Consider the following 20,130-nt stretch of genomic DNA (forward strand, 5'->3'; position numbering starts at 1 on the left):
ATCTTGCCCTTGTAGTGGGTCATCTCCTGGGTGATGTGATTGTTCATCACACTGCGCAGCGTGTTCGCGTCGCCGATGGAGCTGACCCAGGACGGGAGCTGCGAGTGCCACACCAGGGTGTGGCCGCGCATCTTCTGGCCGTGCGCGGCGGCGTGGTTGACGATCTGGTCGCCGGGCCCGAAGTTGAAGTTGCCGCGGGACGGCTCGACGGTGTCCCACTTCATCTCGTTCTCCGGGGTGATCATGTTGAACTCCCGGTCCGCGATCCCGGCGTACGTCGCGTCGCCGAGCCGGCCGGCGGCCACCGCCGTACCGAAGTAGCGGCCGCTGCCGGCCGCTGCCGCACCCAGCGTGGTCGCTCCGGCGGCATGCACCGCGGGGCTCGCGGCGACGGCCGTCACCGAACTGACGACCAGGCACGCGGCCGCCGCCAGGACCTTGCGGAGTCGGGGCTTCCTGTTCCTTGACATGACGGATCGTTCTCCTTGGGTGGGGGAATGCGTGCACACCGGACGGGACCGGCGCCTCGTCCTGGGGGTTGCCCGAGCGCGCTCGGGCAGGACGTTCCTTCGCGCCGCTCACGCCCCCGCGGGTCCGGCCGATGGGGGAATCGGCCTGGCATCCGTGCCACATGTGAGCGCTAACAGTTTTCGATGGACGCGACCTGACATGTCCATGTGAAATCTCCATCAGGCGATGCGCGCTGTCAATACCTGGTGCAGCGGCGGACCCGGGGAACCGATTTCGACCCTGCATCAGGTACCCACGGGGGTGCACGAGCACGGGAACCCGCTCGGCCGGGGGCTCGAGGCGGCCGATACCCGTTGTAGCAGCGATCCGCAGGCCCGTGGCGATGACCTTCGGTCAGGTGGCGGAAGCGGGGGCGCGACTGGTGGCGGCGAACGCAGACCTGCGAACGCCGGCGCCGTACCCGCCACTGCCGCCGGTATCCTGACGGATCGTCACGAGATGCCTCCGACCTGCACGGTCGCGCTTCCGGCCGTCGGTCGGTGGGTGCCCCGTCGCGGCCGACTGCGCGGTGGCACCTAGGGTCCGGAGGCTCCTCGCGGAGTGCTCGGCGGCCGCGAAACTTACAGTCGAGCCGCGACGGAGACCGAGGCGGTGGCAGCCGCAGCGACGCCGGGCCGGCTGAGGGGGCCGCGCCGCACCCGCACCGGCACCTCGAGCCCGTCGACGAAACGGTGCCGGCGGCGGCTGCGGGGCGGGGTCCATCACGCGCTCGGCGACGGACCGGCTGCGCCCAGGCGGAGGTTGCGGCGTACTGCATCCACCGGACCCTGCTGTCCGGGTGCCGCCAGGCCCCTCGGGCCGGTTGGCGGCGACTCCGCAGATGCGGCCCACGTGGGTGCGCCACCACGCACCGCGCCCCGGCCGCGTTCTGCCGGCGCGCGCACGCGTGGCTCGCCCAACCCCCGTTACCGACCCCGGGGTCCGTCCGGTCGATCACCACACTCGCTAGGCTCTCCTCCTGGAGGGGGTGGCTGAAGCAGTGATGACACGTGAGTCCGCCGTTGCGATGGTGCAGAAGATCATGGACGGGGACTGCTACAACGACGCCGAGATCGACCGCACGCTGGAGGCGCTGGACAGGGGCCTCGGCTGCCCGAGTGGCTATGTCAGCGACTTGATCTTCTCGATCTACCCGCCCGACCAGCCGGAGCCGACAGCGGCCGAGGTGGTCGAACTGGCCCTCGCCCACCGACCGTTCGCGCCGTGAGAACGACAACTGCTCGGGCGTTCTTCAGCTGGCGACGCGCCTCGGACACGTGACCAGGTCATTGGTCTTCGGTCGGTGAGAGCGGCTCTGACCGCAACTCCGTGAAGCCTCGCTTCGTCCCGGGCCCGGAGCCGGCCGTGGCTCCCGTGCAGCTATCCGGGTGCCTTCCGGGTGGCTCGTGAGCGAGAGACAACCGGTGCGGGGAATGTCGTCCCGCACGAGATGACCCGGGACCGATGAGGAGACCAGCGTGTACGCAGCAGTGCGGCGGTACCAAGGGGTGACCGATCCCGCGGAGGCAGGACGCCGCGTGGCCGAGGGATTCGTGCCCCTCCTTCGCGAGGTTCCCGGATTCGTGGCCTACTACTGGATTGACGCCGGGGACGGAGTGATGATCTCCACCAGCGTCTTCGAAGACCAAGCCGGGGCGGAAGAATCGGTCCAGAAGGCTGCGGAGTTCGTGCGGGACAACCTCGCGTCACTGCTCCCCCATCCTCCCCAGGTCACGGCCGGCCAGGTCGTGGCTGCCGGGTAGCGACCTCTCCGCAGCGGGCCCTTCACGGAACTGCGGTCAGAGCCGTGAAAGGCCTCCTGCGGTGCGGTCAGTGGCGGGCGGCGTCGGCGGCGGGTCGCAGGACCTCCTCGCACCACTGGCGGAAGGTGGTCGGCGTGCTGTTCTCGGTGGTGCGGAGTACGCCCTCGTCGAGGCCGTCGGTCTTGGCGGTTGCCATGTCGGCGATCGCCCGGGCCATGCCGGGTGACGCGCCGAAGGAGAGCATGGCCGCCTCCAGCGACGCGGCCTCGACCTGGACGTAGCGCACCGGTATGCCGAGCACGTCGGTGATGACGGCGGCCATGTCGTTGCCCGACAGGTCCTTCGGGCCGAGCACCGGGATCTCGGCGAACCCGGCCCAGGTGCGGTCGAGCAGCAGGCGGGCGGCGGTGCCGCCGATGTCGCGGGTGGCCACCAGGGGCAGCTTGTGGTCGGGGGCGAGGGGCCCGGAGATCACGCCGTCGTCCAGGATGGTGCGGAGGTCGCGCAGCGTGTTGTCCATGAAGGTCGGATTGGCGAGTGAGCGGTAGTTCGTGACGGTGGCGAACAGGTCGTCCATGGCCAGCGAGGCGGTGACGTGGCCCGCCCGGTCGGCGACGGCGGTTCCGCGGCCGAGCGCCGAGACCCCGACGACGTGGCGGACGCCGTGCGCGGCGACGGCCTCGACGCCCGGCCTGCTGTACTCGACGTAGGAGGTCATCACGTCGGGGGCACGGTGGTCGCTGGGCATCAGCCAGAACACCGCGTCGGCACGGGCGAAGGCCTTGTCGACCACCGCGGCGTCGCGGTGGGAGCCCTGCACGATCTCGACACGGTCGCGGACGGTGGGAGACAGTCGCCGAGGGTCGCGGACGATGACCCGGACCGGCTCTCCGGCGTCGAGGAGCTGCTCGACGACGTGGCGGCCGATCTTGGCGGTGGGTGCGGTGACGACAATCATGAGTGTCCTCCGGGGCGAACCCAATATGTAGACTCGACCGTACCGTTTACTTGTGGAAGAGGCCAGCATGCCAGCGCGACGAGGCGAGAAGCTCCGCGAACACATCCTGTGGACCGCGAAGGACGTGTTCCTCGAGGCCGGCTTCGAGCGCACCTCGATGGACGTCGTCGCCCAGCGGGCCGAGACCTCCAAGCGCTCGCTCTACGCCCACTTCCCCAGCAAGGCCGCCCTCTTCTCCGGGGTGGTCTCCCTGGTGCGCGAGCTCTACCTCGAGCGCCTGGGCTCGCCGGAGGACTACGTCACCGCGGAGCGGGCCGATCCGGCCGACGCCCTCGTGCGCTACTGCGGGCGGCTCCTGCAACTGCTGCTGTGGTCCTCGTCCCTGCGCACGCTGCGGATGGGGATCGCGGAGGCCGAGTGGGTGCCCGAGATCGCGTCCGGCTACTACGAGGCGGTTTTCGAGGCCCCGATGGCGCGGATCGGCGCGTACGTCCGCCGGACCTGGGGCCTGACGCAGGAGGAGGCGCGGGAGGTGGCCGAGATCCTCGTCGGTCGGACGGTCTACCCCGAACTGGTGCAGGCCCTGCTCGGCGTGCGGGAGCCGATCGCCGAGCGCCCCGACGAGGCCACCCTCGCCTCCGACGTCGAGCTCGACCGGATCGCCGCGAGCATCCGAGGACTCGTCCCGGGCGCACCGGCGTCCTAGCCGCAGCGGCTCTGCCGGTTGCCCCCAGGGCGACACGTCCGGCGCCGGCATCCCCACCGCGAGCACCCACCACAGGCCTCGACGGCGGGGACGTCCGCCTAGCCGAAGAGCCGGCGCTGGATCTCCCGGCGGTAGTCCTCGAGTGTCCGGTCGAGGTGGATGCCCGTGGCCTCGGCCGCCTCGTCGGGGCGGCCGTCGCGGATGGCGCGGTAGATCGCCTCGTGCTCCTCGACCGCGAACTTGGTGCCTTCGCCGAGCGAGTCGTGGATCCCGATCGAGCTTGACTGGCGCTGCAGTCGGCGCGCGTCCCGCACGGCGCTGACCAGGAAGGTGTTGTGCGAGGCGGCGGCCACGGCGGCGTGGAAGTCCTCGTCGGCGGTGTTGAAGACGTCGACCTGGCCCTGGGTGAAGCCGTGCCGGCACTGCTGCGCGGCGAGTTCGATGGTCCGCAGCTCGGCGGGGGTGGCGCGGGTGGCGGCCAGCTTGCTCGCGGCCACCTCCTGGACCCTGCGGAACTCGAACAGCATCAGCACGTGGTCGAGGTCGACGGGACGGAAGAACCCGCCCCAGCGGCTGGTGATGAGCATGCCCTCGTCGTCCGCGACGAACAGACCGCGCCCCTTGTGCGCCCGGACCCGGCCGAGCGCCGAGAGGATCTTCACGGCCTCCCGCACCACCGCCCTGCTGGTGTTCAGCTGCTGGGCCAGGTCGTTCTCGGTGGGCAGCCGATCGCCCGCCACCAGCCTGGCCTCGGCGATGAACTCCAGGATCCGCTCCGCGACGATCTCGTACCCTGGCCGATAGTCACGCTGCGCGCCCACGTCGGTCGCCGCCGCCGCAGCGGTGGGAGCAGCCTGCGTCGGCAGGGCTGCCTGGGTCGCGGGCGTGTCGTTCATGTGTCCTGCCTCCTGGCTGACGCGGCTGGCGGCTGATCGCTGCGGAACGACGCACATCGTATCTCAATCATCGATGAGTAGTACTCATCCTGCGGTCACAGTTCCCCAGGGAGGCGAGCCCTCCGCGCGGTCAAACTATGTCAACCGCGGCATATGGGCCAGCTCCGCCATGTCGTCGAGCACAAGTCGTTAGTAAGAGGCCTGTCCAAACCCTTGACGCACCCCTCGATAGGGCGGCTAATTTCTTCGCAACGGAACGGGACGGCCGTACATGCTTCAGGCATCCGACCGGTTACGACCCTGAGTCGCCCCTAATTCGCGCCACCTGCCCGCCTGCTCGGGGCGCCCTGTGAAAGTGGAGGTCGCAATGACCGTCAAGAACCCTTCGTCCGGCCGGGAGAGAACGTCCGGCAAGCGGCGCGCCGCGCTGCTCGCCTGCTGCGCGGCCGCCGCGGCGCTGACCCTCACCGCCTGTAGCAGCGGCGGTGGCACCGGCACGACGGCGAAGGACGGCTTCGCCCAGGCGCCGCAGAAGGACGGTGCGCTGACCGTCTGGGTGGACGCCACCCGGATGGACGCCGCGAAGCTGTACCAGCAGCTGCACCCGGAGGTGAAGCTGGACATCGTCAGCTACGACGGCGACGCCAACGGCTCGAACTACCTGCAGACCAAGGTCCAGCTGTTCAACCGGACCGGCAAGGGCTGGCCGGACGTCGTCTTCAGCTCGCAGAACAACGAGGCGTCCTGGGCCGTCGACGCGGGCTTCGCCGCTCCGCTCAACAAGGGCCTGGTCCCGGCCGACACGCTGGGCAAGTTCGCCGAGGGCGCCAACAACCCCTGCACGGTCGACGGCACGGTGTACTGCCTGCGCAACGACCTGTCCCAGGCGGTGCTCTGGTACAACGCGCCGCTGATGAAGCAGTTCGGCTACCAGCTGCCGACCACCTGGGAGGAGTACCAGGCGCTCGGCGAGAAGGTGGCCGCGGAGCACCCGGGCTACCTGGTGGGCGACGCGGGCGACTCCTACACCCCCGAGATCTACCTGTGGGCGAGCAAGTGCGGCGCCAACCACATCACCGGCCCCAAGGCCGTCTCGGTGAACACCTCCGGCGAGGCCTGCACCAAGATGGCCAAGCTCATGGACACCCTGATCACCGACAAGTCGATGTCGATCAGCGGCGTCTTCAGCACCGACTTCGCCAAGAACCAGGCCGACAAGGTCCTGCTGATGCCCGGCCCGGCGTGGTACGGCGGCGCGGTGTTCAAGGACACCCTCAAGACCCCGGCCAAGACGATCGGCGCGGCACCGCTCCCGCAGTGGAAGGGCGACTCCTCGCCGTCCACCGGCAACGTCGGCGGCGGCACCTGGCTGCTGTCGCAGCACTCCGAGCACCTCAAGGCCGCCACCGACTTCCTGACCTGGGTCACCACCGACACCGCCTACCAGGGCGAGAAGGCCCCCGGCTTCCCCGCGCACGCGCCGTCGGCCGAGGCGTGGCTGAAGGGGCAGGACGCCTCCGGCTACTTCGCCAGCGACCTGAGCGCCCTGAAGACCGCCTCCTCCCAGGTCTGGAACGGCTGGGGCTCGGGACAGTACAGCCAGGAGGCGATCTGGGCCGCCACCGTCAAGCCCGGCATGACCCAGGGCAAGACCATCGTCTCGATGCTTCCGGCCTGGCAGGAAGCCATCGTCAAGTACGCCGAGTCGGACGGATACAAGGTCTCCTCGTGACGCTCACCCCCTCAAGGGCCACCTCTGCCGGTCGGCGCCCCCGCGGCGCCGCCCCGCAGGGCTGGGCCGGCACGGCCTTCGTCGCCGCCTACGTGATCCTGCTGGTGGCCTTCGGCGTCCTGCCGACCGCGTACGCGGTCTACTTCGCCTTCACCGACGCCGGGGGCGCGTTCACCGGCTTCGCCAACTTCGTGACCACGGCCAAGGACTTCCGGTTCCTGGACGGCGTGGGCCACGTCGCCCTCTACCTCGCCTGCTGGCTGCTGTCCCTGGTGGTGTTCGTGGTGGCCCTGGCGCTGCTGCTGCACCGCCTGGCCTCGGGCACCGTCAGCAAGGCGCTGCGCTTCCTCTTCTACATCCCGGGAGCGCTGGCCGGCGCCGCGAGCGTGCTGGTGTGGCTGTTCATGCTCGACCCGACGGTCAGCCCGGTCAACTCGCTGCTGAGCATGCTGGGCTTCCACACCTTCGGCGAGGTGATCGCACCGGGCAACCTGCCCGTCCTGTTCACGATCATCGCGTTCTGGACCGGTGCGGGCGGGTGGATCGTCGTCATGTACGGCGCCCTCAACAACATCCCCATGGACGTGGTGGAGGCCGCGCGCATCGACGGAGCGGGCCCCTGGCAGACCGCCTGGCACGTGCAGATCCCGATGCTCCGCAAGTGGATCGTCTACATGGTGATCCTGGCCTTCGCGGGCGGCGCCCAGCTGTTCGTCGAGCCGCAGCTGCTCTCCCAGGCCAGCGTCGGCGTGGCCGGACGCGACTACTCGCTCAACCAGTTGACGTACGACTTCGCCTTCCAGATGAACAACATCAACGGCGCCGCCGCGGTCTCGGTCGAGCTCCTGGTCGTCAGCGTGTCGGCCGCCGCCGTCTTCGTCGCACGGTCGGGGTTCTTCGATGCCGACTAGGACACCTGAACGTCGGGTCGCCACCACGGCGGACCCGGAACGGGAAGCCCCCACCATGAACCGATCCGCCCGCCGTCCCGTACGACGCCTGACCTCCCGGCTGCTGGTCGGAGTCGCCCTGGCCGCGTTCCTGGTCTTCTTCGTGCTGCCGGTGCTGTGGCTCCTGCTCGCCGCGACCAAGACCGACCAGCAGCTGGTGCACGGCAACCCGCTGTCGTTCGGCTCGTTCCGGGCGCTCGGGGACAACTGGCACGCGCTCACGTCGTTCCAGGACGACGCCGTCATGCTGTGGCTGCGCAACTCCGCGCTCTACTCGGTGATCTCACTGGCCATCACCCTCGTGGTCGCCATTCCCGCGGGCTACGCCCTGGCCATGACCGAGTTCCGCGGCCGGCGCACCCTGCTGATCGCCACCCTGGTCGTGATGCTCATGCCGAACGCCACCCTGGTGGTGCCGCTGTTCCTGGAGCTCAACGCGGTGCGCCTGATCGGCACCATGTGGTCGATCATCCTGCCGTACGCGTTCTACCCCTTCGGCGTGTACCTGACGTACATCTACTTCACCACCGCCGTGCCGAAGGACCTGCTGGCGGCGGCCCGGATCGACGGCTGCTCGGAGTTCCGCGTCTTCTGGCACATCGCGCTGCCGCTGGCGACGCCGGTCATCGCGCTGGTGGGCTTCTTCAGCTTCGTCGCCAACTGGACCAACTACTTCCTGCCGTACGTCATGCTCCCCGAGAGCGACCAGATGCCCATCCAGGTCGGCGTCGGCACCCTGCTCAGCAACGTGCCGTCCTTCAACCCGGCCGTCGGCTCGCTCGCGATCGAGCGCCCGCAGCTCGCCCTGGCGACGCTGCTGGCCATCACGCCGGTCCTGATCGTCTTCCTCTTCGCCCAGCGCTTCCTGGTCAGCGGGATGCTCGCCGGCGCCACCAAGGAGTAGCGGCCCCACCGCCCGGCCGCCGTACCCGGCGTGCGCCGTCCCGCCGCCCACCCGAACGGAGATCAACCATGCCCTCCAGCCCTGCCGCCCGCCCCGCGGACGAGGACGCCCACCCCGGCGACCCGCTCCCGCCAGTCGACCTCGAGGCCGGCGTGCCGCTGCTCGAACCGCCCGGCTGGGCCGTGGCGCAGCGGTCCCTGTTCGACCTGCTCGACCACGCGTGGCGGCGCTTCGCCGAGGCGTTCACCGGCCCGGACGGACGGCTGAACTACACCGGCGAGCTGACCACCCGTGACGGCGTGGACGACTTCTACGAGGTGTTCTTCAACTGGCCGCAGCTGTACCTGCTGGGCGGCTCCGAGGAACTGCTGGCCGCCAGTGAGCAGCACTGGGAGGGCGTGACCCGGCAGCTCACCGAGCTCGACATGCTGAAGGACGAGTACGAGCGCGGCTACGACTGGTTCCACCAGGGCGAGAGCCTGCTGCTGCTGTACTTCCTGTGCATGGCCGCCCCCGACCGCTGGTCCGAGCGCGCCCTGCGCTTCGCCGAGCTGTACGTCGACCCGGCCCACGGCAACTACGACCCGGAGCACCGGATCATCACCCGGCCGCACAACGGCAGCGACCCGGACCGCACGGGCGTGTCCGACGGTGACGTCTACCCGTGGCTGCAGAAGGAGGCCGACACCTACGGCTATCCGCTGGAGTGGATACCGGAGGCCCAGGGCGGCTCGTTCCCGCTCGACGCGGACCCGCGGCTGGGCGCGCAGATGCGCGAGCGGATGGGCGTCGGCGACACCGCGGTCAACCTGGCCGCGGCCGGGCTGGTCCTGAACGCCTGGATCCTGACCCACGAGGAGCGCTACCGCGACTGGATCGTGGACTACGTCGGCGCCTGGCGGGAGCGCACCGAGGCGAACGGCGGTGTGCTCCCGGACAACGTCAGCCCGGACGGGGTGGTCGGCGGTCTGCACGAGGGCCGCTGGTACGGCGGGCACTACGGCTGGTCCTGGCCGCACGGCTGGCACAGCGTGGGCCACGCGGCGACCGTCGCGGCGCTCGCGGCGGCCACCGTCACCGGCGAGGACGACTACCTGTCGATGGTCGCCACCACGCTGGACGCCATGATCGACCAGGCCAAGGTGATGCCGCACACCGAGGCAGACTCCAGCCTGCCCTGCAAGTGGGCGGTCGAACTCGCCGGGGACGAGTCCACCCCCACCATCCACCTGCCCTTCCGGTACAAGGACTCGGGCTGGTTCGACTACAACCCGGCCACCCCGCCCGTCCCGGTGGCGCTGTGGCACCACACGGCGGCCGACGCGGACCGCGCCCGCCTGGAGCGGCTGCGCGAGGCCGACGGGATCGACTGGCGCACCCTGCGGCCGTTCCGCGCCAAGGAGGAGTCCGCGCACGAGAAGGCCTGGTTCGCCTTCCTGACCGGCGACGACCCCGGCTACCCGGAGCGGATCCTCGCCACCGCGCAGGCCCAGATCCGCCACCGCCTGCGGCGCGTCGAGCGTTACAAGGACCTGGACGTGCCCGAGGCCGACATCCACGTCTGGCAGCAGTGCAACCCGGTCGCCACCGAGGCCCTCGTCCAACTGACCTGGGGCGGCCCGCAGGTGCTGTACAACGGCGGCCTGCAGCAGGCCCGACTGCGGTACCACGACGCCGAGGCGCGCCGGGCGGGCCTGCCGCCGGAGGTCGCCGCGCTGGTCACCTCGATCGACCCGGAGGCGACCACCGTCGAGCTGGTCAACCTCTCCCCCGAATCCGCGCGCACGGTGATCGTCCAGGCCGGCGCCTTCGCCGAGCACCGCATCACCGGCGTGACGTACACGACCTGCACGGACGACGGCTGGATCGGGGACATGTACGACTACGGCCACACCCAGCCCGTGGTCACCGAGGCGGAGCTCGCCTTCGACGGCGCCTTCCTGACGGTCCGTCTGCCCGCCTCCAGCCGGGTCGAGCTGACGCTGCGTCTGCGCCTGCGCGCCGACCGGCCCAGCTACCGCTCGCCGTTCGACGCGACCGAGGGAGTGACCGCGTGAAGCGCATCGCCCAGACCATCAGGCTCCGGCCCGAGCACCGCGAGGAGTACCTCGAACTCCACTCCGCGGTCTGGCCCGGCGTCGAGGCCGCCCTGCACCGGGCCAACATCCGCAACTTCAGCATCTTCCTGCACGGCGAGGCGCTGTTCTCCTACTTCGAGTACCACGGCGACGACTTCGAGGCGGACATGGCCGTCCTGGAGGCCGACCCGGTGACCCAGGAGTGGTGGAAGCTCACCGATCCCTGCCAGGAGCCGTGGCCCGACCGCGGCGACTCCCGCCAGTGGACGGAGCTCCCGGAGATCTGGCACCTCACCCCGCCGGAACCGGACCGCCCGTGACCCCCGACACCGCCCCGCTCGTCGACGCCCACCACCACCTGTGGGACCTCGAACAGCGTCCGCAGTCCTGGCTCGACGAGCCCGCCCTGGCATCGATCCGCCGGACCTTCACGCCCGACGACCTGCGCACGGCCGCCACCCGGCCGATCGCGGGCCGGCGGCTGCACCGCACGGTCGCCGTGCAGTGCATCCCGGACGTGCCCGAGACGGCGGACCTGCTCGCCCTGGCGGAGCGGGAGCCGCTGATCGCCGCAGTGGTCGGCTGGGCGGACCTCACCTCCCCGGCCGTCGGCGAGCAGCTCGACGCGCTGCTCGCCGGGCCGGGCGGCGGGTACCTGCGCTCCCTGCGCCACCTGGTGCAGGGCGAGGAGGACCCGGCGTGGCTGCAACGGCCCGAGGTCGAACGCGGCCTGACGGCGCTCCAGGCCCGCGGGCTCGGCTACGACGTGCTGGTCCGCGACCACCAGCTCGGCCAGGCGATCCGCCTGGCCGCGCGGTTCCCGGACCTGCCCCAGGTGCTCGACCACGCCGGCAAGCCGGCCGTCGCCACCGGTGAACTCGCCGAGTGGGAGCGCCAGTTGCACCTGCTGGCCCGGCACCCGCAGGTGGTCTGCAAGGTGTCGGGGCTGATCACCGAGGCGGACCACCAGCGGTGGACCGTCGCCGACCTCCGGCCGGTGTGGGACGTCCTGCTGTCCGCCTTCGGTCCCGACCGCCTGATGTTCGGCTCCGACTGGCCGGTCGCCGTCCTCGCGGGCGGCTGGAACCGCTGGGCCGCCGCCGTGGACGAGCTGCTCGACGGGCTCTCCGCCACCGAGGTCCACGCGGTGCTCGCCGGCACCGCGACCGCCTTCTACCGGCTCCAGCCCGCCGCACCCGGTATCTGACCGTCCCACCCACCACCGAAGGACCCTGAACCCGATGACTCTCGCCGTCCGTTACACGGCCGCCCGCACGCTGGACACCGCGGCGGTCGACGCTCCCGAGCCCGGTCCGGGCGAGGTGGAGCTGGCCCCCGCCTTCGTCGGCATCTGCGGCACCGACCTGCACATCTTCCACGGCGACATGGACGCCCGGGTCGCCGCGCCGGCCGTCCTCGGACACGAGATGTCCGGCCGGATCGTCCGGGTCGGCCCCGGCGTCGAGGGCTGGCAGCCCGGCGACGCGGTCACCGTGATGCCGCTGCGCTGGGACGACACCTGCCCGGCCTGCCGGGCCGGCCACCGACACGTCTGCCAGCACCTGGACTTCATCGGCATCGACTCCCCCGGCGCGATGCAGCAGCGCTGGACGGTGCCCGCCTCGACGCTGATCGCCCTGCCGCAGTCGCTCCCGCTGGACCGGGCCGCGCTCGTCGAGCCGACCGCCGTCGCCGTGCACGACGTGGGCCGCGCCGCCGTGCAGCCCGGCGAGAAGGTCGTGGTGGTCGGCGGCGGCCCGGTCGGCGTCCTGATCGCGCTGGTCGCCCGGGCCGCGGGCGCGGACGTGCGGGTGGTCGAGCTGAGCGCCCACCGGCGGCTGCTCGCCGAGGAGTTGGGGCTGGCGGCGTGGAACCCGGCCGACGACGACGTCCCGGCCCTGGTGCAGGAGTGGACGGCGGAGGCCGGCGCGGATGTCGCCTTCGAGGTCTCCGGCGCGGCCGGCGGCGTGGACACCGCCGTGGAGGTGCTGGGCGTCCGCGGGCGGCTGTGCCTGGTCGCCATCCACCCGCGCCCCCGCGAGGTGAACCTGCACCGCTTCTTCTGGCGCGAACTGACCCTGGTGGGCGCCCGGTTGTACGACCGCGGCGACTTCGAGCGGGCGGTGGAGCTGGTGGCGGACGGCACCGTTCCGGCCGAGCGGCTGATCAGCAAGGTCGTCCCGCTGCGGCAGGCGCCCGCCGCGTTCGAGGCCCTGGAGGGCGGCGGCGACGTGATGAAGATCCTCGTGGACTGCACCGACGACACCCAGGGAGCCTCCGCATGAGCGCGTTCGACCTCACCGGCCGGCTGGCCGTCGTCACCGGGGCCCGGCGCGGCATCGGCCGGGCCATGGCCCGCGCCCTCGCCGAGGCCGGCGCGGACGTCATCGGCGTCAGCGCCAACCTGGAGGAGACCGGCAGCGACGTCGAGAAGGACGTGCTCGCCGCGGGCCGCACCTTCGAGGCGATCCGGACCGACTTCGCCGACCCCGAGGCCGTCCGGGCGCTGGGCGCCGACCTCGCCGGACGCGCGCGCCCGGTGGACATCCTGGTCAACAACGCGGGCACCATCCGCCGCGCCCCGGCCGCCGAACACACCGACGCCGACTGGGACCTGGTCCTCCAGGTCAACCTCACCGCGCAGTTCGCGCTGACCCGTGCGGTGGGCGCGGCGATGGTCGCCCGCGGGCAGGGGAAGATCGTCTTCACCGCCTCGCTGCTCAGCTTCCAGGGCGGGATCACCGTCCCCGGCTACACCGCCGCCAAGCACGGCGTCGCCGGCCTGACCAAGGCGCTGGCCAACGAGTGGGCGCCGCACGGGGTGAACGTCAACGCCATCGCTCCCGGCTACATCGCCACCGACAACACCCAGGCCCTGCAGGACGACCCCGCGCGCAGCAGGGCGATCCTGGAGCGCATCCCGGCCGGCCGCTGGGGCGGCGCCGACGACCTGGCGGGTGCCACGGTGTTCCTCGCCTCGGACGCCGCCGCCTACGTCCACGGCGTCGTCCTGCCCGTCGACGGCGGGTGGCTCGGCCGCTGAGCGGCCCCGCACCCGGCCGCGACGCCTCCCCGCCAACGCTGACCCAGGAGCACCCCTTGCAGCAACGCGAGATCCCCGGCACGCCCGTCGCCCTCACCGGGCTCGGCTTCGGCGCCGCCGTCATCGGCAACCTGTACAAGGCCACCCCGGCCGAGGAGGCGATCGCCGCCGTCGACGCGGCCTGGGACGCCGGTGTCCGTTACTTCGACACCGCGCCCCACTACGGCCTCGGCCTGTCCGAGGAGCGCCTCGGACAGGCCCTGCGCGACCGGCCCCGGGACTCCTACGTCCTGTCCTCGAAGGTCGGCCGCCTGCTGGTGCCCAACCCCCGGCCCACCGGCACCGACGACGAGGGCTTCGCCGTCCCCGACGACCTGTGCCGCCGCTGGGACTTCAGCCGCGACGGCGTCCTGCGGTCGATCGAGGACTCGCTCGCCCGCACCGGCCTGGACCGCCTCGACGTCGTCTACGTCCACGACCCCGACGACCACTGGCAGCCGGCCGCCGAGGAGGCGGTGCCCGCGCTCGCGGAGCTGCGCGACCAAGGCGTGATCGGCGCGATCGGCGCCGGCATGAACCAGTCGGCGATGCTCGCCCGCTTCCTGCGCGAGACCGCCGCCGACGTGGTGATGCTGGCCGGCCGCTACACGCTGCTGGACCAGTCGGCGCTGGACGACGTGCTGCCCGCCGCGCAGGAGCACGGCAAGGGCGTCGTCGCGGTCGGCGTCTTCAACTCGGGCCTGCTCTCCCGCGACCGGCCCGCCGCCGGGATGAAGTACGACTACCGGGACGCCCCGCCGGAGCTGGTCGCGCGGGCCCTGGCGATCGCCGAGGTCTGCGAGGCGCACGGCACCACCCTGCCCGCCGCCGCCATCGCCTTCCCGTACACCCACCCCGCGGTCGTCAACGTCACCCTCGGCATGCGCAGCCCCGAGCAGGTGGCACGCAACGCGGAGCTGTACCGGAGCGCCGTGCCCGAATCCCTCTGGGACGACCTGCGCGCCGCGGGGCTGATCAGGCCGGACGTGCCGCGCGGGCCGGCCGCCGGGTGAGCCCGGGCGTCACGGCAGGCTGATCGTCTGGGCGCACCAGATGGTCTTGCCGTGGGTGGTGTGCCGGGTGCCCCAGCCCTGGGTGAGCTGGGCGACGAGCATCAGTCCCCGGCCGCCCTCGTCGAAGGTGCGCGCGCGGCGCAGGTGCGGGGTGGTCTCGCTGGCGTCGGCGACCTCGCAGACCAGCGAGGAGTCGCGGATCAGCCGCAGCCTGATCGGCGGCTCGCCGTACTTGATGGCGTTGGTGACCAGCTCGCTGACGACCAGTTCGGTGACGAACGCCGCCTCCGCCATGCCCCAGGCCTCCAGCCGGTCGACGGCGAACTGCCTTGCGTGCGGCACCTGCGCGAAGTCCGGCTCGACGTCCAGGACGGCGACGTGGTCGGGCGGGAGCGCGTGGGTCCGCGCGAGCAGCAGGGCGGCGTCGTCCGTGCGCTGGTCGGGGAGCACGGCGGTCATCGCCGCGTCGCAGAGGGCCTGCAGCGAGCCGGCCGGCTCGTTCAGGACGCGCAGCAGTTCGGCGGTCCCCTCGTCGGAGTCGCGCGCGCGGCTCTCCACCAGCCCGTCGGTGTACAGGGCGATCAGGCTGCCTTCGGGCAGTTCGAACTCGGCCGCCTCGAACGGCAGTCCGCCGATGCCGAGCGGCGGTCCCGGCCGGGCGGCCACCGGGGTCCTGGTGCCGTCCGGTGCGATGACCAGCGGCAGCGGGTGGCCGGCGCTCGCCAGCGAGCAGCGGCGGGAGACCAGGTCGTAGACGGCGTACAGGCAGGTCGCGCCGGACTCGCCGGTCGAGTCGAAGACGGCGTCGGACTGGAAGCCGCTGCGGAGGTGCATGACCAGGTCGTCCAGGTGGGTCAGCAGCTCGTCCGGCGGCAGGTCCACGTCGGCCAGCGTGCGGACCGCCGTGCGCAGCCGGCCCATGCTGGCCGAGGCGTGCAGGCCGTGCCCGACGACGTCGCCGACGACCAGGGCGACCCGGGCGCCGGACAGCGGAATGACGTCGAACCAGTCGCCGCCGACTCCCGCGCCGGCTCCGGCGGGCAGGTAGCCGCAGGCCACCTCGATCGCCTCCTGGCTGGGCAGCCCCTGCGGCAGCAGGCTGCGCTGGAGGGTCAGCGCGGTGGTGTGCTCGCGGGTGTACCGGCGGGCGTTGTCGATGGCCACGGCCGCCTTGGCGGTCAGCTCCTCGGCGAGGATCAGGTCGTCGGCGGTGAAGCTCTCCGGCCGGTCGTTGCGGGCGAAGGCGACGACGCCGAGCAGCGCGCCGCGCGCCCTGAGCGGCACGGTGATCCGGCCGGTCAGCCCCTTCGCGGCGATGGTCCCGTCGATCACCGGGTTGCCCGGCGGCCAGTGGGCCGGGTCGGCGGCGAGCCCGGGGCCGAAGCCCCATTCGCCGCCCGGGCCGGGTTCGGAGGCGAGCTGCACCGTCGACCGGCCGGCGGCCATGCAGCGGACCGCGAGGGAGTGCGGGGAGTAGTGGACCGTCGGCGCGGACTCGGGACGCCCGTCCGCGTCCCCGTTCCCGCCGTGCCGGCCGACCCGTCTGAGCGCGACGGTCCCGTCGACCGTGAACGCCGCGGACAGCGGCGGTTCGTCCCCGCGCAGCACCTCCTCGAACAGGTCGACGGTGACCAGGTCGGCGAAGCCCGGCACCGAGGTCCTGGCCAGTTCCTCGGCGGTGCTGACCACGTCGAGGGTCTGGCCGATGCCGCTGCTGGCCTCGCCCAGGACGAGCAGCCGCTGCCGGGCCCAGTACTCGGCGCTCATGTCGAAGCCCCAGTTGGCGACCGCGCGGACGTTGCCCTCGTCGTCCCGGACGGGCCACATGCTGGTGGCCCAGGCGTTGGCGTAGTTGCTGCCGAGCGGGCGGAAGACCGTGATCAGCCGCGCGGGTCGGCCCGTCCTGGCGACCTCGGCGAGCTTGTTGGTGTACGCCAGGCCGTCGAGCTCGGGAAACAGCTCGCGGTACCTCTCACCGAGCACCTGCTGCTCCGTGTGCGCGATCACCCGGCCCGCGACGGCGTTGATCCACAGGAACCGCAGTTCGGGGTCGTAGACCCCCAGGGCGAAGGGGCACTGCTCGAAGGCCCGGTCGGCGATCACCGGGCGGCGCCCCCAGCGCTGGAAGGTCACCACGCGGCTCGGCGCCCCGCCGTCGGCGTCGCGCAGGGCGTGTACCGTCATCACGGCGTCCACCGTGGAGCCGTCCCGGTGGCGCAGGGTGAGCACGCGGCCCGGGCCGGTGTCGCGACTCGCGGGGAATCCGGGCGGAGGATCGACCAGCAGGTCCGCCGCGGGGCGCCCGACGGTCTCCTGCGCCGTCCAGCCCAACAGCAGCCGCCCGCCGTCGCTCCAGCCCCTCACCACGCCGTCCGGGTCCACCACGACGACAGCCGTGGGGGCGTCCCGCCTGTCAGCCGTCTCCACGCCTTGCCTCCGTCCCGGGGCCGGGCACACCGGAACGCGATTCCGGCTCGGCTCCCAGCCTAGGTCGCGTCCGACGGCACCAGCCATCCGGTGGGCTCGGATGGCGACACATTTTGGTCCACATGAGTCGTACTCATTTCGCCACCGCGGCCGTCGAACGCGCCAGACCTGCGCGCCGACGGACGACGCCGCGACGGCTATGAGCTGGTAGTTCTCTGCTCCGTACAGCCCCGAAGCTGACCCCGCATCAGGCACGGGTCGATGTCGTCCGTGTTGCACCGGCGAAAAATAGGGATGCCAATCTCCTTGACAGGGATGGTCAGTTGGCTTGATAAATGCAACTCATAAGAGGCCGGGGGCTTGGAGGAGGACACCACAGATGAGACCCCTACGGATAGGCGCCGGCACCGTCAAGGCGCTCGTGGCGGCAGTGGCCGTGTGTGCGGCGGCGCTGCCCGTTCAACCCGCTTACGCGGCCACGACGAACTTCTACGTCGACCCGGTCAACGGCAGCGACAGCAACTCGGGAACCAGCACCGCCTCGGCGTTCCGGACCGTCCAGGCGGCCCAGAACGCGGTCCGCGCAATCGACTCGAACATGTCCGACGACATCGTGGTGAACCTGCGCGGCGGCACCTACCCGCTGAGCGCCCCGATCACCTTCGGCACCGGCGACTCCGGCACCAACGGCCACACGGTCGTTTACCAGGCGTACAACGGCGAGACCCGGTGATCAGCGGCGGCCAGGCGATCACCGGCTGGACCGCGGCGAGCAACGGCGAGTACAAGGCGTCGATCGGGTCCCTCAACTTCCGGCAGCTGTACGTCAACGGGGTCCGCGCCACCCGCGCCCGCTACCCCGACGCCGGCACCGACTTCAACCTGCAGGGCAGCGACACCACCAACAAGCAGCTCAAGGTGCTCGCCTCGCAGACCTCGAACTGGGGAAACCTGAACCAGGTCGAGATGATGCTGGAGACGCAGTGGGGCGAGAGCTACCTGCGACTGAAGTCGATCAGCACCGCGGGCAGCACCGCCAACATCTCGATCCAGGACCACGAGGCGGGCATCCTGTTCCAGCGCCCGTGGCCGCAGCTCTCCGACAACTCGCCGTTCCACTTCGAGAACGCCCACGAGTTCCTCAACGAGCCGGGCGAGTTCTACGTCGACACGGCCGCGCAGACCGTCTACTACAAGCCCCGCCCCGGCGAGGACATGTCCAACGCCTCCGTGAAGGCGCCGACGGTCCAGACCCTCTTCAACGTCCAGGGCACCAGCCTCAACAGCCCCGCCCACGACCTGCGGTTCTCCGGGCTCACCTTCACCCGGACCACCTGGATGGAGGCCGGCAACAACGGCTACCTGAACGCCCAGGGCGGCAACTACAACCTCACGGCCAACACCTCCAACCAGCAGACCGTCGGTCGACCGCCGGCCGCCGTCCAGGTCCAGGACGCAGACAACATCTCCTTCACGGGCAACGTCTTCACGCAGCTCGGCTCCACCGCGCTCGACCTCTGGCACGGTGTCCACAACAGCAGCGCCATCGGCAACTACATCTACGACATCGCCGGCAACGGCATCATGGTCGGCAAGTTCTCCGACCCGACGGTGGAGTACCACTCGGTCTACAACCCGCCCACCACACCGGCCGGTGAGGACGCCCGGGAGGTGGTCAAGAACGTCTCCGTGAAGGACAACCTGATCACCCGGGTCGGCGAGGACTACCTCGGCACCGCGGGCATCAACGCGGGCTTCGTCAACAGCACCACCATCGACCACAACGACATCTCCGACACCCCGTGGGCGGGCATCTCGCTCGGCTGGGGCTGGCAGGCGGCGGCCAACGCCGAGGGCGGCAACAGCGTCAGCTACAACCGGATCGGCAACGTGATGAACCGGCTGTGCGACTCGGCCGGCATCTACCACCTGTCGAACGACCCCGGCACGGTCATCAACAACAACTACGTCCACGACGTGATTCGGACCGCGGCCACCTGCGCCTCGGCCGTCGCCGGCATCTACCTGGACGAGGGGTCGGACAACATGACCGTCTCGAACAACGTGCTGTCGAACCCCGACGTGTCCATCAACCAGAACCGCAACGGCACCAACGTCACGCTCACCAACAACGCCTCGTCCGGCGACACGGTGATCAAGGCCTCCGGCCTGGAGTCCGGCTACCAGTGGATGACACTGTGGCCGAACCTCGCCTGGAACAGGACCGCGACCTCCTCGTCGGTCTTCGGCACGGGCACCGAGGCCTCCAAGGCCGTCGACAACAACAGCTCGACCGGTTGGTCGCCGACCGGCACCGACACCTCGGCCTGGTGGCAGGTCGACCTCGGCCAGTCCTACCAGCTCGGCCAGTTCTCGCTGACCACCCGTCAGGACCTGGACCAGTCCTCGACCCGCGGCAACTTCGAGGTCCGGGGCTCCAACGACCCGAACTTCGGCAGCTACACCGTCCTGGGACGCCAGACCGGCACCCTGCCGTTCGCCTCGACGCTCACCGGTGACATCGACGTCCGCCAGGCCTTCCGCTACGTGCGGGTCGCCAAGACCGACGGCCAGTACTTCTTCATCACGGACTTCAGCGTCCAGCAGGCCGGCGGAGCGCAGGCTGCCGCAACCGGCGCCCCGAGCACCAACCCGTCGTCCTTCTACACCATCAAGAACGTCAACAGCGGTCAGGTGCTGGACGACTACAACTTCAACACCGCCGACGGCGCGAGCGTCAACCAGTGGCCGAGCACCGGCGGCAACAACCAGCAGTGGAGCATCACCCCGGTGAGCGGCCAGCTCGTCAAGATCGTGAACCGGTACAGCGGCAAGGCCCTCGAGATCCCGTGGAACAGCCACTGGCGGACGACCGCCGCGGACCAGTCCACCTACAGCGGCGGCAACAACCAGCTGTGGTACTTCGAGCCGACCAGCGGCGGCTACCTGCTTCGCAACTACGAGAGCCGGCAGGTCCTGGAGGTGACCGGCGCGTCGACCGCCAACGGTGCCACCACCGACCAGTCGAACGCCGTCAACCAGTCCCACCAGGCGTGGACCATCCAGTAGTGGCGTGACCCGACGCGGTGGGGCCGGAGAGCATCTGCTCTC

18 protein-coding genes are annotated in these 20,130 nt (G+C 71.1%); 14 read left to right on the forward strand and 4 right to left on the reverse strand.

The features are described 5' to 3' along the window. The coding region (locus tag AB0K51_RS27290) for an endo-1,4-beta-xylanase (RefSeq protein WP_363459803.1) at positions 1-470 on the reverse strand (470 nt) is incomplete at its 3' end. 1,043 nt (positions 471-1,513) lie between these two features. Here AB0K51_RS27290 and AB0K51_RS27295 point away from each other — a divergent pair. Both AB0K51_RS27295 and AB0K51_RS27300 read left to right on the forward strand, forming a co-directional pair. Then, a complete protein-coding gene (locus tag AB0K51_RS27295; protein WP_363459804.1) occupies positions 1,514-1,738 on the forward strand; it encodes an e9imm peptide in 225 nt (74 codons plus the stop codon). Positions 1,739-1,988: 250 nt separating this feature from the next. Continuing rightward, entirely contained in the window at positions 1,989-2,273 is a 285-nt protein-coding gene (locus tag AB0K51_RS27300; protein WP_363459805.1) for a hypothetical protein, read from the forward strand. 67 nt (positions 2,274-2,340) lie between these two features. Here AB0K51_RS27300 and AB0K51_RS27305 read toward each other — a convergent pair whose 3' ends face one another. Beyond that, positions 2,341-3,231 carry an NAD(P)H-binding protein gene (locus AB0K51_RS27305; RefSeq protein ID WP_363459807.1) on the reverse strand — a complete coding sequence of 297 codons (891 nt, stop codon included), beginning with the start codon at positions 3,229-3,231 and terminating at the stop codon, positions 2,341-2,343. Positions 3,232-3,298: 67 nt separating this feature from the next. Between AB0K51_RS27305 and AB0K51_RS27310 the strand changes: the two genes are divergently transcribed. Beyond that, positions 3,299-3,937 (forward strand): helix-turn-helix domain-containing protein, encoded by a 639-nt coding sequence (locus AB0K51_RS27310; RefSeq protein WP_363459808.1) that lies wholly within the window; start codon positions 3,299-3,301, stop codon positions 3,935-3,937. A 98-nt stretch (positions 3,938-4,035) separates the two neighbouring features. Here AB0K51_RS27310 and AB0K51_RS27315 read toward each other — a convergent pair whose 3' ends face one another. Then, a complete protein-coding gene (locus tag AB0K51_RS27315) occupies positions 4,036-4,833 on the reverse strand; it encodes an FCD domain-containing protein (protein ID WP_363459809.1) in 798 nt (265 codons plus the stop codon). A 367-nt stretch (positions 4,834-5,200) separates the two neighbouring features. Here AB0K51_RS27315 and AB0K51_RS27320 point away from each other — a divergent pair, with 367 nt between their 5' ends. The 9 genes from AB0K51_RS27320 (at position 5,201) to AB0K51_RS27360 (ending at position 14,592) form a co-directional block, all read left to right on the forward strand. After that, on the forward strand, positions 5,201-6,565 hold the full coding sequence (locus AB0K51_RS27320; RefSeq protein ID WP_363459810.1) for an ABC transporter substrate-binding protein: 1,365 nt from the start codon (positions 5,201-5,203) through the stop codon (positions 6,563-6,565). Then, positions 6,562-7,476, forward strand: a complete 915-nt coding sequence (locus AB0K51_RS27325; RefSeq protein ID WP_363459811.1) for a sugar ABC transporter permease — start codon at positions 6,562-6,564, stop codon at positions 7,474-7,476. The genes AB0K51_RS27320 and AB0K51_RS27325 overlap by 4 nt, the downstream gene beginning before the upstream one ends. A gap of 55 nt (positions 7,477-7,531) precedes the next feature. After that, a complete protein-coding gene (locus AB0K51_RS27330) occupies positions 7,532-8,419 on the forward strand; it encodes a carbohydrate ABC transporter permease (RefSeq protein ID WP_363459812.1) in 888 nt (295 codons plus the stop codon). Between the two features lie 68 nt (positions 8,420-8,487). Continuing rightward, a complete protein-coding gene (locus AB0K51_RS27335) occupies positions 8,488-10,476 on the forward strand; it encodes a hypothetical protein (protein WP_363459813.1) in 1,989 nt (662 codons plus the stop codon). Then, positions 10,473-10,817 carry an L-rhamnose mutarotase gene (locus tag AB0K51_RS27340; RefSeq protein ID WP_363459814.1) on the forward strand — a complete coding sequence of 115 codons (345 nt, stop codon included), beginning with the start codon at positions 10,473-10,475 and terminating at the stop codon, positions 10,815-10,817. The genes AB0K51_RS27335 and AB0K51_RS27340 overlap by 4 nt, the downstream gene beginning before the upstream one ends. Then, positions 10,814-11,704, forward strand: a complete 891-nt coding sequence (locus AB0K51_RS27345) for an amidohydrolase family protein (protein WP_363459815.1) — start codon at positions 10,814-10,816, stop codon at positions 11,702-11,704. The genes AB0K51_RS27340 and AB0K51_RS27345 overlap by 4 nt, the downstream gene beginning before the upstream one ends. A 34-nt stretch (positions 11,705-11,738) precedes the next feature. After that, complete coding sequence (locus AB0K51_RS27350; RefSeq protein WP_363459816.1) at positions 11,739-12,782, forward strand: alcohol dehydrogenase catalytic domain-containing protein; 1,044 nt, start codon at positions 11,739-11,741, stop codon at positions 12,780-12,782. Next, positions 12,779-13,540: an SDR family oxidoreductase gene (locus AB0K51_RS27355; RefSeq protein WP_363459817.1), complete on the forward strand. Its 762-nt coding sequence runs from the start codon at positions 12,779-12,781 to the stop codon at positions 13,538-13,540. Before AB0K51_RS27350 ends, AB0K51_RS27355 begins: the two co-directional genes overlap by 4 nt. A gap of 56 nt (positions 13,541-13,596) precedes the next feature. Next, positions 13,597-14,592, forward strand: coding sequence for an aldo/keto reductase (locus AB0K51_RS27360; protein ID WP_363459818.1), 996 nt, complete (start codon positions 13,597-13,599; stop codon positions 14,590-14,592). 9 nt (positions 14,593-14,601) lie between these two features. Here AB0K51_RS27360 and AB0K51_RS27365 read toward each other — a convergent pair whose 3' ends face one another. Beyond that, positions 14,602-17,019, reverse strand: a complete 2,418-nt coding sequence (locus AB0K51_RS27365; protein WP_363459819.1) for a SpoIIE family protein phosphatase — start codon at positions 17,017-17,019, stop codon at positions 14,602-14,604. Positions 17,020-17,398: 379 nt separating this feature from the next. Between AB0K51_RS27365 and AB0K51_RS27370 the strand changes: the two genes are divergently transcribed. Both AB0K51_RS27370 and AB0K51_RS27375 read left to right on the forward strand, forming a co-directional pair. Then, complete coding sequence (locus AB0K51_RS27370) at positions 17,399-17,752, forward strand: hypothetical protein (RefSeq protein WP_363459820.1); 354 nt, start codon at positions 17,399-17,401, stop codon at positions 17,750-17,752. After that, on the forward strand, positions 17,749-20,088 hold the full coding sequence (locus AB0K51_RS27375) for an RICIN domain-containing protein (protein ID WP_363459821.1): 2,340 nt from the start codon (positions 17,749-17,751) through the stop codon (positions 20,086-20,088). Before AB0K51_RS27370 ends, AB0K51_RS27375 begins: the two co-directional genes overlap by 4 nt. Positions 20,089-20,130: the final 42 nt, after the last annotated feature.

Source organism: Kitasatospora sp. NPDC049285 (assembly GCF_040678815.1).
Lineage (GTDB): Bacteria > Actinomycetota > Actinomycetes > Streptomycetales > Streptomycetaceae > Kitasatospora.